The sequence below is a fragment of the Acinetobacter sp. RUH 2624 genome (assembly GCF_000162375.2).
Classification (GTDB): domain Bacteria; phylum Pseudomonadota; class Gammaproteobacteria; order Pseudomonadales; family Moraxellaceae; genus Acinetobacter; species Acinetobacter nosocomialis.
In genome coordinates, this window is record NZ_KI391939.1 from 680,234 (window position 1) to 695,433 (window position 15,200).

A 15,200-nucleotide genomic window follows, 5' to 3' on the forward strand; every position below is an offset into this window, starting at 1 on the left:
AACTGTCATATAAACCTGTTGAAATACGATCATCAAATAATTGCATTCGATGGTTTGCAGATGAAACAGTACGTTCAACAGACAATTAAACTCGGCACTGCATCAGTTTTAGGTGTAGTGGTCGCTATTCAAATGGGATGTTCATCAGCAACATCAAAACAATCAGAAGAAATTACAGTCTATACGGCAGTGGAAGCCGACCAGCTTAAGCAATACCAAGAGGAATTACATAAAGCCTATCCTGAACTCAAAGTAAAATGGGTACGTGATTCAACAGGTGTAATCACGGCTAAACTTTTGGCAGAGCAGAAAAACCCACAAGCGGATGTGGTTTTTGGTGTGGCTTTAACCAGTTTGCTGGTCATGGAAAAAAAGGACATGCTTGAGCCTTTTAAACCAGAAGGCATCCAAAATTTAAAACCGGAATTTGTAAGCCAAAAACCTGTACCGACTTGGACGGGTATGGATGCATGGGAATCTGCAATTTGTGTCAATAAAGTCGAATTAGAAAAGCGTAAGCTACCAATTCCAAAAACTTGGAAAGATTTAACCAACCCAATTTATAAAAACTTAATTGTGATGCCAAACCCAGCCTCAAGTGGTACAGGCTATTTAGATGTCACGGCTTGGATGCAGATTTGGGGCGAAAAGCAGGCATGGGACTATATGCAGGCTTTAGATAAAAACATTTCACAATATCCTCACTCGGGTTCAAAACCTTGCAAGATGGCAGCACAAGGTGAAATTCCAATTGGTGTTTCTTTTGGTTATCCGGCATTTAAGTTAAAAGCAGAAGGTGCACCTTTAGAAGTGGTTTATCCAACTGAAGGTTTAGGCTGGGAAATGGAAGCTTCAGCAATTGTGAAAGGGACCAAAAAATTAAGTAGCGCACAAAAATTTATAAATTGGTCGGTAAGCAAAGCGGCAAATGAAGCTTATGCACATAACTTTTCAATGGTGGCTTATAAAGGCATTGAAAATACGACCATGAGTTTCCCAAAAAATCTTCCTCAAATGCTCGTAAAAAATGATTTTTATTGGGCGGCCGAGCAGCGTGAACGTATTTTGGCTGAATGGTCAAAGCGCTTTGAAAAGTGATCTTTTAGATAAGGGCCTCATTATGCAAATTCCTTCGTCATTGCAATCATCGCTGCTAGGTCAAAACCCAAAAGGCGAGTTAGCAGGGCATTTACTGTCGTCATTAACGACCTATAAATATCCTGAACACGGCCCGTCGGTTTTAGAAGTGGTGGATATCCAAAAAAAGTTCCAACACTTTCAGGCCTTAACGCATATTAATTTAGACCTGAAAGCTGGCGAGTTCGTGAGCTTTTTGGGGCCTTCAGGGTGCGGTAAAACTACATTATTACGGATAATTGCGGGTCTAGAAAAACCTGATTATGGAAAAGTCATAAAAAAGGGCGTAGACATTACGTTGCTCAGTGCTGAAAAGCGTCACTGCGGTATTGTGTTTCAGAACTATGCATTATTTCCAAACTTAAACGTTGAAGAAAATATTGCTTTCGGCTTAGACAAAAAGAAGTGGGATAAAGCACAGCGTAGTCAACGAGTTCAGCAGTTATTAGAGCTGATTGAATTACCAGATATTGCAAAAAAATACCCAAATCAATTGTCGGGCGGGCAGCAGCAACGTGTTGCGCTTGCTCGGGCAATTGCACCGAAGCCTGATATTTTACTGCTAGATGAACCATTGTCTGCACTTGATGCTCAGGTACGTCTAAACCTAAGACAGAAGATTCGTTCGATTCAATCACAGCTTAATTTGCCAACCATTATGGTCACACACGACCAAGAAGAAGCTTTAAGCATTTCTGACCGTGTTGTAGTCATGAATCATGGCGTCATTGAGCAAATTGATACGCCGCACAATATTTATTACAAGCCACAAACCCAATTCGTTGCAAAGTTTATTGGCACCATGAACTTTTTGGCAGCCACTTGTTCGGTCGTTAATCAGCTCGAGGTTTTGGGTTTTATTCCTCTGAATTTGGAACAGCAAAAACTTAAAGCAGGGCAAAGCTACAACATTGGTTTTAGACCCGAAGCTGTCGAGTTGGTTGATGATTTTGGTAGTGATAAAGAGTCGTTGTATTTGCCGGTTAAAGTATTAAGCACTGAATTTTTAGGTGCGAAACGTCGTTTGTTTTGCACTATTCATATTGATGGAATTGAGCAAGCAAAACACCTTTTGCAAATTGAAATTGAAAATACCAAGTTCAAATCTTTGCAAGAACTCATGTTTATAAAAGTGCCTAATCAGCTCATTCATGTCTTTGACGAACAAGGGTACGCACTATGTTAAATGAAGCTGCTTCAGCGGTTTTAAAAACACAGCCGCGTCGAAAAACTGAATATTCATTAAGATCAAATATTGCTTTAGCAAGCGTTGCAATTGCTTTGACTTTAGTGATTATTGCTCCTTTAATGATGCTGTTTGAAACTGCATTTTTTGATGAAAATCAAAATTTTGTTGGTCTTGAAAACTTCTATAATTATTTTGCAAGCCCAGCTTTACTCAGCTCTGTATTTAACTCGGTGTGGGTTGCTTGTGCTGCCACTGTCATTACAGTATTTCTTGCCAGTATTTATGCTTTTGCACTCACCAATGTGAATATAAAAGGCAAAGGCTTCTTTAAATTGGTTGCTTTCTTACCGATTTTAGCACCGTCACTTTTGCCTTCTTTGGCATTGGTTTATTTGTTTGGTAAGCAAGGTGTGTTTAAACCTTTGCTGGGCGATATACAAATTTATGGTCCAATCGGCATTTTAATCAGTTACTGCTTTTGGCTATTTCCGGCAATTTTAATGTTGATGATGGTGTCTTTTCGCAGTGTCGATCAGCGTTTAATTGAGGCATCTTTGTCACTGGGTAAAAATATCTGGAAGACGCATTACCATGTCACACTACCTGCAATTCGCTATGGCCTTATTAGCGCAAGTTTGGTGGCTTTTATTTATGTATTAACCGATTTTGGAATTCCGAAAGTCATTGGCGGTTCATTTAACATGATGGCGCTTGATGTCTATAAACAGATTATTGGTCAGCAAAACGTGAGTATGGGTGCGGTAATTTCCATCCTGTTATTGCTACCAGCAGTGTTCGTCTTTATTTTCGATCGTATTCAAAGCAAACGTCATGCACGGTTTCAAGCCTTTCAGGCTAAACCTTATGTTTCAGCATCGAATAAAAAACTTGAAGTTGTTCTGAGCCTATTTTGTGGGTTGGTTTCAGGGGCGATTTTACTGATTATCTTTACGGCAGTGCTGGCTTCATTCATTCAGTCTTGGCCTTATGATTTGTCTTTGACCTTAGCGCATTACAGTTTTGAATATGTCGATGGTGGCGGTTGGGCAGCGTACTTTAACTCGATTCGCATGGCACTCTTTAGTACGGTTTTTGGAACAGCACTGATTTTTATGGTGGCACTATTAACCGAACGTTTTAAGGCACATCAATTCATTAAAAACTATGTGCAAGCTTTGGTTTTATTACCACTTGCTGTGCCGGGGCTGGTTCTAGGTATTGCTTATATTTTGTTTTTTAACCAGCAGAGTAATCCGTTAAATGTGCTGTATGGAACCATGACCATTTTGGTGATTTCAACCATCGTGCATTATTACACTGTGCCACACCTCACTTTAACCAATGCCATTAAACAAATTCCGCTACAGCTCGACCAAGCAGCAGAAACTTTAGGTACATCGAAGTGGAAAACCTTTTGGAAAGTGTATTTGCCTATGTGTTTTCCAGCGCTATGCGATGTATCGGTCTATATTTTTGTGAATGCCATGACCACTGTGTCAGCTGCGATTTTCCTTTATTCACCAGACACCAGTTTAGCTGCGGTAGCTGTTTTAAATATGGATGATGCAGGAGATACCGTTGCTGCTGTTGCTATGAGCATTTTGATTTTAACCACCTCATGTGTTGTAAAACTCATTCACTGGTTATTTACCAGAAAAATTATGGCAAGAAGTCAGCAATGGCGTGAAAGCACTCACTAAGTTTTAGCTAAACACAATTTTTATTTAACTGACTGAAATTGAATGCTTTGTTCAACAAGGCAAGGGTTTATTCATCCTAAATTTCGCAAATTGGAAGTCTTATGAATCACGCACAGTTTGATTTAATTGTTGTCGGAGCCGGTATTTTAGGTTTGTCCGCTGCCATACAAGCGCAAGAACAAGGCTTAAAAGTTTGTATGTTCGAGAAAAATGCCAAACCTGTGGGTGCAACTCGTCGTAATTTCGGCATGGTCGGAACTTCGACATTAACCCATCCAGAGCAACAGTGGCGAAAGTACGCTCTTGAAACGCGTTGTTTTTATCAACGCATTCAGGCTGAAACCGATATTTCATTTGAGCAAAGACAAGGTGTCTATCTCGCCAATACGTCACTTGAATGGCGAGTTTTAAATGAGTTTGTCGAGCGTGCAAATCATTATCAAATTCCAGTTCATTTGCTAAACCATGATGAACTGGTCACCCAATTTTCTTATTTAAATCCTTCGCAGCATTTTCAAGGCGGTTTGGTTTTTGGGGAAGATTATTCGGTCGAACCACATGTGATTGGGCAGCGACTGTTGGCATATGCCGAAAGAAAAGGTGTAGAGATTTATACCAATGCCTGTGTTGTTCAAACTCAATATCAGCAGGAAAGTTGTCAGGTTCGTTTGGCAAGTGGTGAGACTTATCGAGCAAATAAAGTTTTGATCTGTCACGGTGAAATCATCGATGTTTTATATCCAGATCTCTTACAAAGCTTGAACCTGAAACGTTGTGGTTTACAAATGGCGCTGACGCAACCATTTCAACAAAAATTAAATGCTTCTCTTTATTCAGGCTTATCTATCTCACGTTATCCGGCTTTTGAAATTTGCCCAAGTCATTCTGAGTTGGTTAAAGCGTCACAGCAGGGATTCATTAAAGAATTTGGTATCCATATTCTGATTAAACAAAACGAATTTGGTGAACTGATCGTGGGCGATAGTCACGAATACCATCCGATTAATGAAGCGCCCCAGTTTGAGCAGCGTGAAGAGATTAATGAGTTTATCCAAGCTTACTGTCACGAAAAATTAGGGCTGACTTTACCTCCAATTCAAAAACGCTGGAATGGTTATTACCTGACTCATGAACATGAGTTGGCCTGTGTTACTGAAGCTGAAAAAAATATCTTTCTGGTGAGTGGGATTGCCGGCAAAGGCATGACCACAGGGGCTGGGTTTATGAAAGAAATATTAGAACAAAATATTTATTAGTTTGTCATCTGGTTTAAACCAGATTAATGTATATTGAAATGAACGCAAAAGAAATGAGTAACATTATGAACATGCAACCCCAACTCGATATGGATTTAGAGAACAAGTATTTGCTTCTCACTCCAGGGCCATTATCAACATCGGCAACAGTACGCCGTGCCATGCAAAAAGACTGGTGTACTTGGGACCAAGAATACAACTCGCTGGTACAAGATATCCGCTCTCGTCTAGTCAACTTGGCAACCAGCCAACCTGAAAAATATACGGCTGTGTTAATGCAAGGCAGTGGAAGTTTTGCGGTTGAGTCTGTGCTTGGTTCAGCTATTTCGCGTGATGGCAAAATCTTGATCATTAATAACGGTGCATATGGTGCACGTATGGTGCAAATGGCGCGTTGCTTAAATATTGAAGTTGTAGAGCTGAACTATTTAGAAACTCAAACACCAGATTTACAAGAAATTGAGCGCGTTTTACACGATAAAACCATTAGCCATGTTGCGTGTGTACACTGTGAAACCACCACAGGAATTTTAAATCCGATTCAAGACATTGGCCGTTTGGTGAAAGCAGCAGGAAAAATCTGGATTGTGGATGCCATGAGTTCATTCGGTGGTGTGCCTATGGATATTGCCGAGCTTGAAATTGATTTCCTGATTTCAAGTGCAAATAAATGCATTCAAGGTGTTCCGGGCTTTGGTTTTATTTTGGCAAAACGTGATTGCCTAGAGGCATGTAAAGGTTTGGCACGTTCGGTTAGTCTCGACTTGTATGACCAGTGGAACACGATGGAGCAGCATAACGGTAAATGGCGTTTTACCTCGCCAACCCATGTAGTACGTGCATTTTATCAAGCATTACTTGAGCTTGAAGCCGAAGGTGGAGTCGCTGCACGTTATCAACGTTATTTACAAAACCAGCAAACCTTATCTAAAGGTATGCAACAACTGGGCTTTGAATTGGTGCTCGGTAAAGAGTGCCCACAATCACCCATTATTACTACTTTTCTTTACCCAACAGCCGAGACATTTAGCTTCCAGTCATTTTATGAAGCTTTGAAAAAATCAGGTTATGTGATTTATCCGGGTAAAGTCACCGACCTCAACTGCTTCCGTATTGGCAATATTGGCGAAGTTTATATTCATGACATTGAAGGACTTCTTGCTGCAATTGCGAGTTATTGCAAAAACCTCCTCAATCAAGCTGTAACAGCATAATTGTTTAAATCATTTGCATTAAAGGAATTACACCATGACGACCAACAATACACAAATTCAGGCTGTTGTTTTTGACTGGGCTGGTACAACTGTAGATTTTGGCTCACGCGCACCAATTTTAGCTTTTATGGCTTTATTTAAAGACAATAAAGTTGAAATTACGGTTGAAGAAGCTCGTGCACCAATGGGTTTAGAAAAACGTGATCATATTGCAGCAGTTTTAAAAATGCCGCGTGTAGCAGCGGCATGGCAGGAAGTATATGGGAAGCCTGCAACTGAAGCAGATATTGACCGTTTATATAAAGACTTTATTCCATATCAATTAAATTCTATTCCGAAATGTTCTGCTTTAATTCCGGGGGCATTGGAAACGTTTGAAAATATTAAAAAGCGTGGTGCAAAAATTGGCAGTAACACGGGCTATGCATCTATGATGATTGGTCGTTTGGTTAAAGATGCTGCCGATCAGGGCTATCGACCGGACTGTATCGTTACGGCAAGTGACGTAAAATTTGGCCGTCCATATCCTGAAATGCTATGGAAGAACTTAATTCAACTCGACGTATCCGACATCAAAACTGTTGTAAAAGTAGATGATACCGTGGTGGGCATTGATGAAGGTTTAAATGCCGGATGTTGGACAGTAGGACTTGCGATTAGTGGCAATGAAGTCGGTTTAAGCTATGAAGAGTGGAGCGCGTTATCGGCTGATGAACAGATTGTACTAAAAGATAAGGCATACCAAAAAATGAATGCATCGGGCGCTCACTATGTGATTGATAGTGTCGCCGACTTACCAAATGTACTCGATGATATTGAACGCCGTTTGGGGCAGGGTGAACGACCTTAAACAGAGTTTAGGTCTATATATTTTTAAGCTTAGCTCCCTTGGGAGCTAAGCTTACCTAAAAAATTAAAATGAAGAGTAATAAACTCTACATACGTGGAAATAAGGAGTAACTTTGAAACGTCAATTCCTTATTTCCTGCTAACCATCTAAAACATATGTTTAGATAGTTAGTACCATCAATCCTATAGGTACAGGACCTATAGGATTTTTTGATGGATCTCTTTACGACTTTTGTGGGTCGTATATTTTTTCTTTAATGAATAAGGCTGGTATCACACCACAAATTAGGTAGGCAGCACCCATCACGACAAAACCTAAACCAATAGACCCGCCGGATGCCAAGAAACCAATCGTTGCAGGGGCTAATGCAGCGCCTAAACGTCCGACGTTATAAGCACCGCCAATGGCTGTACCGCGAATGGCAGTCGCAAAACTTTCGGTCATATAGGTTGCATTTACGCCATAAGGGATGCCGTATAGAAAACCAAAGGTCACCAGTAAATATAAAATGTTGCTTGGCGAGTTATAAAAAACAATCAGAGGTAGGAAAATAGCAGTGCCGATTGCACCAAAGGCATAAGTAAAACGACGCCCTAATTTATCGGCCATCATACCCGCAAGAACTTTACCTAAAATCATGGCGGTATATGTACCTACCATATAGGCGGTCATTTCCTTAAATTTCATACCGAGTTCACTTTCAAGGTATGACGGCATCCAGTTATTTACGCCATAATAGCCAAACTGTAAAAAGCCTGCCGTTAACGCCCATAAGATAAACATATTGCGGTTTCGTTTATCTTGGAAAATAAGCTTAAATGCCGAAGTTTTCGAGGCGTTTTGAGCCACAACTGGTTGTTGTAGTCGAGACTTTTGCCATGCTTCTGGTTCAGGTACAAGCACATGCATGAGAACAGCAATAATGACGGGAATAATCGCAACATAAAACAGCATGCGCCAGCCATGATCAGGAATAATCCAGCCTGCAAGTAAGGTCGCAACAATATAGCCAACGGTCCAGCCAGCTTGTAAAGTGCCAAGTACTGTTGTGCGGAAACGTGTTGGGACATACTCGGCCATGAGAGTATTACAGGCGATATAAAGTGAACCCAAGCCAAGAGATGCAAAAAATCTTAAAATACCAAACTGAAGAAAGCTGTGGGTAAAACCTAAGCCACAGGTAAGAAGTGAGAAAATTAAAATAGAAATAACCACAATGCGCACGCGACCAAATTTATCGCATGCCCATCCCCCAAAAATGCCACCAACAGCCATACCTGCTAATGTAAAACTGCCAAGCATACCTGCTTGTACTGAACTTAATCCAAAATCTGCCTTAATACTATTTAAGCTATAAGACAGCAGCATCAAATCTGCACCATCTACCAACAGTGCCAGAAATGCAAAAATAAATGCTATTTTCCACGTATGAGGCTGTATACGAGAAAGACCTTCTTTGTAATTTGTAGCCATAATCCATTACCTACATTTGATAAAAAGCACTTCAAGTCGTTTTGAAGTGCTTTAAATTTGATTAAGACGCAGCGCGAATCATATTTCGGGCAATAATCACTTGTTGAATTTGAGTGGTCCCTTCATAGAGACGGAACAGACGAACATCTCGATAAAAACGTTCAATGGCATATTCACTGATGTAACCCGCACCACCATGAATTTGTACGCAGCGATCAGCAACGCGGCCACACATTTCGGTTGCAAACATTTTTGCGCAAGAAGCTTCCGTGCTAACGTTTTGTCCCGCATCGCGTAGGCGGGCAGCGTCTAAGACCATACATTTAGCTGCATAAATTTCAGCTTTTGAATCGGCAAGCATGGCTTGAATGAGTTGGAACTCGGCAATTGGTTGTCCAAATTGCTTGCGTTCGATGGCGTAATTTAAAGAGTCGTCTAGCATTCGAGTTGCTGCACCGACACTCAAGGCAGCAATATGCAAACGGCCTTTATCGAGTACTTTCATGGCCGTTTTAAAACCAACACCTTCAACACCACCAATGAGTGCTGAGGCAGGAATACGACAATTTTCAAAAATAACGTCACAGGTATGGGCGCCTTTTTGTCCCATCTTTTTATCGCGTTTGCCAAGAGAAATGCCCGGAGTTTGGCTATCCACAATAAAAGCAGAAATGCCACCAGCGCCTTTAATATCAGAGTTTGTACGTGCCATGACTGTAAATACGCCAGCATGTGGCGCATTGGTAATAAAGCGTTTGGTACCATTTAAAATATAAAACTCACCATCTTTTACTGCGGTGGTTTTTAAAGATGCCGCATCAGAACCTGCGTCAGGTTCGGTTAAGCAAAAAGAACTGATCACTTCACCACGAGCTAGACGCGGTAAGAAAAATGATTTTTGTGCTTCGGTCCCATCAATAATCAAACCACTTGAGCCAATGCCATTATTGGTCCCAATAAGAGAGCGAAAAGCAGGAGAGGTACGACCTAATTCAAAAGCGACATAGACCTCTTCTTCCATCGTTAGGCCAAGACCTTCGTATTCTTCAGGAATGGTTAAACCAAATAAGCCGAGAGCTTTCATTTGCTCAACAATCTCTTGAGGAATTTCATCCGTTTCAGCGACTTCATTCTCATGAGAAATTAAGACACCTTCAACAAATTGTCGAATCATATCAACAAGTTGATTTAAGGTTTCCTGATCTCGAATCATAGTCTCGTCCTTTTACTCTATGCAAAAAACATCAATGTGATGTTCGTAAAATCACCAATATTTGAAGTGATAGTAATCAAAGGATGAGCGCAAAACAATATATTTTGAAAATTAATTTCGCAATGCGATACTTTGTTATTGTTTTATCTTTGGCTAATTTATTGATTTATTTAAGCTATATTTTCTTATAAAAAATCATCATTTTTAGTGGAAAATTAAAGTTTGATTTTTAAAAAGAGCCGTGTATATTAAAAATATATATCGCTATGCGAAATTTTAAATGGATAAGTTTTCCTATAGGAAATGAATCACAAATTATAGTGGGATGAAGATGGGTGCTTTAAATGGAATTCGGGTGCTTGACTTAAGTCGGGTATTGGCTGGGCCTTGGTGTGGACAGATTCTTGCCGATTTAGGCGCAGAAGTAATCAAGATTGAACGGCCGAAAGTTGGTGACGATACTCGTTCTTGGGGACCACCTTGGATGAAAGATGACTCAGGTCAAGACACTCAAGAAGCCGCTTATTATCAGTCAACTAACCGCAATAAATTATCGGTTGCCATCGACATTGCCAATCCTGAAGGCCAAGAATTGATTAAAGCACTTATTCAAGACACCGATGTCGTGATTGAAAACTACAAAGCGGGTTCTTTGAAAAAGTACGGTTTGGACTACGAGTCTTTATCTGCAATTAACCCTAAACTGGTGTATTGCTCAATTACAGGTTTTGGTCAAACTGGTCCCAGAGCAGAAGAACCCGGTTATGACTTTATTATTCAGGGTATGGGCGGACTCATGTCGGTCACTGGTGAGCGTGATGATTTGCCGGGCGGAGGACCACAAAAAGTAGGCGTTGCATTTTCTGACTTAGCCACAGGACTTTATTCTACGATTGCCATACAGGCTGCTTTACTCAACCGCCATGTGACAGGTTTGGGCCAATACATTGATATGGCTTTGCTTGATGTTCAAATTGCCACAATGGCAAATCAGGGAATGAACTATCTTTCATCGGGTAATATCCCTAAACGTTATGGCAATGCACACGCTAATATTGTGCCTTATCAAGTATTCAAAGCCTCTGACCGTGACTTCATTATTGCATGTGGAAATGACACTCAGTTTATTCAACTCTGTCGAAGTATTGGTTTACCCGATTTACCAAATGATGCGCGTTTTGCCCGAAATGCAGACCGAATCAAGCATCGCAATGAAATTATCGGAATTTTACAAACTCACTTTTTAACAAAAACAGCAGATGAATGGGTAGACGCAATCTATGCGGCTAAAGTTCCGGTCGGTGTCATTAATAACTTGGAACAAGCTTTCCAAGAACCACAAGTGATAGCCCGAGAAATGTTAGTCGAGATGAACCATCCTCAACGTAAAAAATTGAAGATAATTGGCTCACCAATCAAACTTTCTAGAACTCCTGTTGAATACAAAACAGCACCTCCACTGTTGGGTGAACATACGCAGGCGATTTTAGGGCGAGTAGTATCTACAGAAAAGTTAGCAGAGCTTAAAGAAAAGGGCGTAATTGGATAAGTAACTTAAAAGCGAAAGGTTAAAATGATATTTAAAATCAGAAAATAAAATATTTAATCTTTCGCTTTAATGAGTTAAATGAAGTTATTTTATAAATGCAGACTTGGACGTTTGCTCTTTTGCTATTTATAGAAAAAATAGATTATAATTTTCGCAGTGCGAAACAAAATATGGATTGGTATGACAATGAACGATGCAGTTGATGCAGAACAGACAGAAAAACTACTCGCGCCTTTAAGGCATGAATTATTACATCCGATTGAAGACATGCAGGATGAAAATGATCGCCAATTTATTACTGCATTAGCACGTGGTTTAGAACTATTACGTTGTTTTACGCCTAAGCATCAGCATTTGGGCAACCAAGAGCTTGCTCAGATGACTGGTTTGCCAAAACCGACCATTACTCGCCTGACACATACCTTGTCGCGTTTGGGTTATATCAAACAAGTGCCAAACTCAAGCAAATTCCAGCTTTCAGTTGGTGTTCTTGCTTTTGGTTATTCCATGCTCTCTAACGTATCGATTCGCTCTATTGCTCATCCATATATGAAAAATTTGGCAGACTATGCTGGTGCTGCTGTAGCAATGGCAACACGCGATCGACTGAATATGATTTATCTTGATGTCGTTCAAGGTAAAGGCAATATGACCATGCGCCGTCAAGTCGGAACCTATTTACCGATTCACTTAAGTTCAATGGGGCGTGCATGTTTAGCTGCCATGCCAGAAGATGAAAGAGAGTTCTTGCTTAATGCCATTCGTAACAAGCACAAAGAAGACTGGATCAAAATTAACCGTGATCTAGACAAAGCCTTTAAAGACTACCAAGATTTTGGATACTGTTTTTCAATTGGCGAATGGCATAAAGACGTTAACTCGGTTGCGGTTCCACTCATTCATGAACAACATGGTTTGCTGGTATTTAACTGTGGTGGTCCAAGCTTTATTATGAACCGTGAAAAACTCGAAGAAGATATTGCACCGCGTCTTTTACACATGGTGAATAATATTCGTACCGAGATTAGCTAAACGTATTTGATTCATTTATAAAAGCCAGCTTTGTTTTTCAAGGCTGGCTTTTTAGTGTGCGAATTTTAGGCCGTTTGCTTATGGAAGTTCGGTTTTCTTTTTTCTTTGAAAGCATTTAATGCTTCTTTAAATTCGGAACCCTGTAAACAACGCGAGAAAATAGTCGACTCATGATCAATACGATTGAGTAGATCATCGATTGGCATATCTCTTAGTAACTTTTTACTGAGCTGTAAGGCTTGGCTTGGTTTGTGAGCGAGTTTAATGGCTACGTCTTCAACCACTTGATCCAGCTCAGTTACTTCAAATATCTCATTAACCAAACCATAAATTTTTGCTTGATCTGCCGAAAATTTTTCACCTAGTAAAATAAGTTCCGAAGCACGAGCAAAACCCAATAATCTTGGCAAGATGTAACTTGAACCTGCTTCAGGTACAAGTCCCAAATTCACAAAGGGAAACTGAAAAATAGAGTTTTGGCTTGCATACACAAGGTCGCAATGTAGAAGCATAGTGCTGCCAATGCCAATTGCCATACCATTTACTTTAGCAATAATCGGTTTTGGAAACGTTGCTAAGCTTTTTAAAAAAACAATGGAAGCGGGTGGTTCTGAACTGGTGGTATCGCGTTTTTCAAAAGCATTAACGTCATTACCACTCGTAAATGCCGAACCTTCACCAGTAAGTATGACCACATGGACATCTTGATTGGTTGCAGCCTTATCTAATGCCTGACTTAAAGCCGTATACATTTCATAATTAATTGCATTCTTTTTAGTGGGGTTACTCATGGTGAGCGTTAGTATATTTTTATCAAAATGCTCCTGAATTGTACCTGTTTTAAGCTCGCTTTGAGTTACATTGTCCTGTTGCATCATTTATTCCTTTAAATTAACTATTTGAAAAATATATTCTTTCAGTTGGTGAAAGCTCATACTTTTCAGATAACTTGCTGTCTAAAACTTAAACTTATTAAAATGATGCTATCGAAAAATAATTCCGTTATCAATTATTTTGTTTTATATTGTGGTATAAAATTTTGTATTGTGAAATTTTTATCTTAAGTCACTTTAAATGATGACAGGATTTATGCGTAAATAAGCATCTAGCTCTACTAAGGAAATGAGAAGCTAGTTATAGAATGGTGAGTGGAAAGAATATGAAGACCAAAATTACAGAACTATTTGAAATCGAGCATCCAATTATTCAAGGTGGTATGCATTATGTTGGTTTTGCAGAGCTTGCGGCTGCAGTTTCGAACGCGGGTGGGTTAGGTATTATCACTGGTCTGACTCAGCGTACGCCTGAAAATCTGGCAAAAGAAATTGCACGTTGCCGAGAAATGACCGACAAGCCTTTTGGAGTAAATTTAACCTTTTTGCCTACCGTAAATACTCCTGATTATCCGGGTTTTGTAGAAGTAATCATTAAAGGTGGAGTCAAGATTGTAGAAACAGCAGGGCGTAATCCTGAACAGGTCATGCCGTATTTAAAAGCTGCTGGTATTAAAGTAATTCACAAATGTACTTCGGTTCGACATAGCTTAAAAGCGCAGCAAATTGGATGTGATGCAGTTTCTGTAGATGGTTTCGAGTGTGGTGGGCATCCTGGTGAGGATGACGTGCCCAATATGATTTTATTGCCCTTAGCTGCCGATGCGTTAGACATCCCATTTGTTGCCTCAGGTGGTATGGCAGATGGACGCTCACTCGCGGCTGCTTTAGCGATGGGAGCCGATGGAATTAATATGGGAACGCGCTTTATTGCGACTCAGGAAGCTCCCGTACATGCAAATGTGAAACAGGCGATTCTGAATGCAACCGAACGAGATACGCGTTTAATTATGCGTGCTTTGCGAAATACTGAACGTGTCATGAATAATGCGGCCGTAGAAAAAATCGTGGCAAAAGAAAAAGCGCTCGGCGATAGCATTAAATTTGAAGATATTATTGAAGAAGTTGCGGGAGTCTATCCAAAAGTTATGATTGATGGAGATGTTAATGCAGGTGCATGGTCATGCGGTTTAGTGGCAAGCTTGATTCATGATATTCCGACATGCGATGAACTGGTTAGCCGAATTGTCAAAGAGGCAGAAGATATTATTCGCGGACGTTTATTAAGCTTGTTATAAAGTAAAATTATTATCTATATTAATCTTAATAATAGAGCAAGATTTCTTTGTAGTAAGTAATATAGTGATCTAAATTTAATAATAGATTAAATTTAGATCATTATATAGAACACCCTCTTATATTAGTTTTTTGAATATTGTTTTTTAATTACAATAGTTCCAGCAATAAAGTCATGAATAGCTCTTTTTCTCTTATTAAAAAGTAAAACAATAAACTCACTCCAAGTCCATAATTCACTTGCTGAGTTAACTATACTGTACCAAGCTGGATAAAAAAGTAGAATATATTTTGCTTGATCAATTTTCCCTGCATTTAGGTATATTTCAGGATCAGCATAGCTTAATGCGATTAATTCGGATAGGCTTTGTTGCATAAACATTCAAAAGCTGAGTTCTCCCCAATCCATTCAAATTTAAGACACAACTTGGGTGCGAGGTCTACCTAATTCCGTAAAT

General features: G+C 39.8%; 12 protein-coding genes and 1 pseudogene. 9 read left to right on the plus strand and 4 right to left on the minus strand.

Annotated elements, in window-relative coordinates; translation table 11 throughout:
* The first annotated feature begins 60 nt into the window (after positions 1-60).
* From HMPREF0014_RS09935 to phnX, 6 genes are all read left to right on the plus strand, one after another.
* Positions 61-1,098 carry a putative 2-aminoethylphosphonate ABC transporter substrate-binding protein gene (locus tag HMPREF0014_RS09935; RefSeq protein WP_004887740.1) on the plus strand — a complete coding sequence of 346 codons (1,038 nt, stop codon included), beginning with the start codon at positions 61-63 and terminating at the stop codon, positions 1,096-1,098.
* Positions 1,099-1,120: 22 nt separating this feature from the next.
* Positions 1,121-2,323, plus strand: coding sequence for an ATP-binding cassette domain-containing protein (locus HMPREF0014_RS09940; protein WP_004887738.1), 1,203 nt, complete (start codon positions 1,121-1,123; stop codon positions 2,321-2,323).
* Positions 2,317-4,026 carry a putative 2-aminoethylphosphonate ABC transporter permease subunit gene (locus tag HMPREF0014_RS09945; protein ID WP_004887735.1) on the plus strand — a complete coding sequence of 570 codons (1,710 nt, stop codon included), beginning with the start codon at positions 2,317-2,319 and terminating at the stop codon, positions 4,024-4,026. Before HMPREF0014_RS09940 ends, HMPREF0014_RS09945 begins: the two co-directional genes overlap by 7 nt.
* Positions 4,027-4,127: 101 nt before the next feature.
* Positions 4,128-5,282, plus strand: a complete 1,155-nt coding sequence (locus tag HMPREF0014_RS09950; protein ID WP_004887733.1) for a TIGR03364 family FAD-dependent oxidoreductase — start codon at positions 4,128-4,130, stop codon at positions 5,280-5,282.
* Positions 5,283-5,308: 26 nt separating this feature from the next.
* Complete coding sequence (phnW, locus tag HMPREF0014_RS09955) at positions 5,309-6,496, plus strand: 2-aminoethylphosphonate--pyruvate transaminase (RefSeq protein WP_004887731.1); 1,188 nt, start codon at positions 5,309-5,311, stop codon at positions 6,494-6,496.
* Positions 6,497-6,530: 34 nt separating this feature from the next.
* Positions 6,531-7,346 (plus strand): phosphonoacetaldehyde hydrolase, encoded by an 816-nt coding sequence (gene phnX / locus HMPREF0014_RS09960; RefSeq protein ID WP_004887729.1) that lies wholly within the window; start codon positions 6,531-6,533, stop codon positions 7,344-7,346.
* Positions 7,347-7,568: 222 nt separating this feature from the next.
* On the opposite strand, the gene HMPREF0014_RS09965 is transcribed toward phnX, so the two are convergent.
* Entirely contained in the window at positions 7,569-8,819 is a 1,251-nt protein-coding gene (locus HMPREF0014_RS09965) for an MFS transporter (protein WP_006581456.1), read from the minus strand.
* Positions 8,820-8,880: 61 nt separating this feature from the next.
* Entirely contained in the window at positions 8,881-10,032 is a 1,152-nt protein-coding gene (locus HMPREF0014_RS09970) for an acyl-CoA dehydrogenase family protein (protein ID WP_004887725.1), read from the minus strand.
* Positions 10,033-10,363: 331 nt separating this feature from the next.
* Here HMPREF0014_RS09970 and HMPREF0014_RS09975 point away from each other — a divergent pair, with 331 nt between their 5' ends.
* Together HMPREF0014_RS09975 and HMPREF0014_RS09980 are read left to right on the plus strand one after the other, a co-directional pair.
* A complete protein-coding gene (locus HMPREF0014_RS09975) occupies positions 10,364-11,581 on the plus strand; it encodes a CaiB/BaiF CoA-transferase family protein (protein WP_004887724.1) in 1,218 nt (405 codons plus the stop codon).
* A 186-nt stretch (positions 11,582-11,767) separates the two neighbouring features.
* The gene (locus HMPREF0014_RS09980) at positions 11,768-12,613 is read left to right on the plus strand and encodes an IclR family transcriptional regulator (protein WP_000996083.1); all 846 of its coding nucleotides are present in this window, start codon (positions 11,768-11,770) and stop codon (positions 12,611-12,613) included.
* Positions 12,614-12,678: 65 nt separating this feature from the next.
* Here the strand turns inward: HMPREF0014_RS09980 and HMPREF0014_RS09985 are convergent, their stop codons facing one another.
* Complete coding sequence (locus HMPREF0014_RS09985) at positions 12,679-13,488, minus strand: enoyl-CoA hydratase (protein ID WP_004887722.1); 810 nt, start codon at positions 13,486-13,488, stop codon at positions 12,679-12,681.
* Positions 13,489-13,772: 284 nt separating this feature from the next.
* On the opposite strand from HMPREF0014_RS09985, the gene HMPREF0014_RS09990 reads away from it, so the two are divergent.
* On the plus strand, positions 13,773-14,744 hold the full coding sequence (locus tag HMPREF0014_RS09990) for a nitronate monooxygenase family protein (RefSeq protein WP_004887720.1): 972 nt from the start codon (positions 13,773-13,775) through the stop codon (positions 14,742-14,744).
* A gap of 122 nt (positions 14,745-14,866) precedes the next feature.
* Here HMPREF0014_RS09990 and HMPREF0014_RS09995 read toward each other — a convergent pair.
* Positions 14,867-15,106: pseudogene (locus HMPREF0014_RS09995) on the minus strand (RDD family protein); the annotation flags it as partial.
* Positions 15,107-15,200 lie beyond the last annotated feature (94 nt).

Coding starts and splice junctions, on each gene's coding strand:
- HMPREF0014_RS09990 (WP_004887720.1), top strand. CDS start 13,773: ATGAAGACCAAAATTACAGAACTATTTGAAATCGAGCATCCAATTATT.
- HMPREF0014_RS09945 (WP_004887735.1), top strand. CDS start 2,317: ATGTTAAATGAAGCTGCTTCAGCGGTTTTAAAAACACAGCCGCGTCGA.
- HMPREF0014_RS09970 (WP_004887725.1), bottom strand. CDS start 10,032: ATGATTCGAGATCAGGAAACCTTAAATCAACTTGTTGATATGATTCGA.
- HMPREF0014_RS09980 (WP_000996083.1), top strand. CDS start 11,768: ATGAACGATGCAGTTGATGCAGAACAGACAGAAAAACTACTCGCGCCT.
- HMPREF0014_RS09940 (WP_004887738.1), top strand. CDS start 1,121: ATGCAAATTCCTTCGTCATTGCAATCATCGCTGCTAGGTCAAAACCCA.
- HMPREF0014_RS09935 (WP_004887740.1), top strand. CDS start 61: ATGAAACAGTACGTTCAACAGACAATTAAACTCGGCACTGCATCAGTT.
- HMPREF0014_RS09965 (WP_006581456.1), bottom strand. CDS start 8,819: ATGGCTACAAATTACAAAGAAGGTCTTTCTCGTATACAGCCTCATACG.
- phnW (WP_004887731.1), top strand. CDS start 5,309: ATGTATATTGAAATGAACGCAAAAGAAATGAGTAACATTATGAACATG.
- HMPREF0014_RS09950 (WP_004887733.1), top strand. CDS start 4,128: ATGAATCACGCACAGTTTGATTTAATTGTTGTCGGAGCCGGTATTTTA.
- HMPREF0014_RS09975 (WP_004887724.1), top strand. CDS start 10,364: ATGGGTGCTTTAAATGGAATTCGGGTGCTTGACTTAAGTCGGGTATTG.
- HMPREF0014_RS09985 (WP_004887722.1), bottom strand. CDS start 13,488: ATGCAACAGGACAATGTAACTCAAAGCGAGCTTAAAACAGGTACAATT.
- phnX (WP_004887729.1), top strand. CDS start 6,531: ATGACGACCAACAATACACAAATTCAGGCTGTTGTTTTTGACTGGGCT.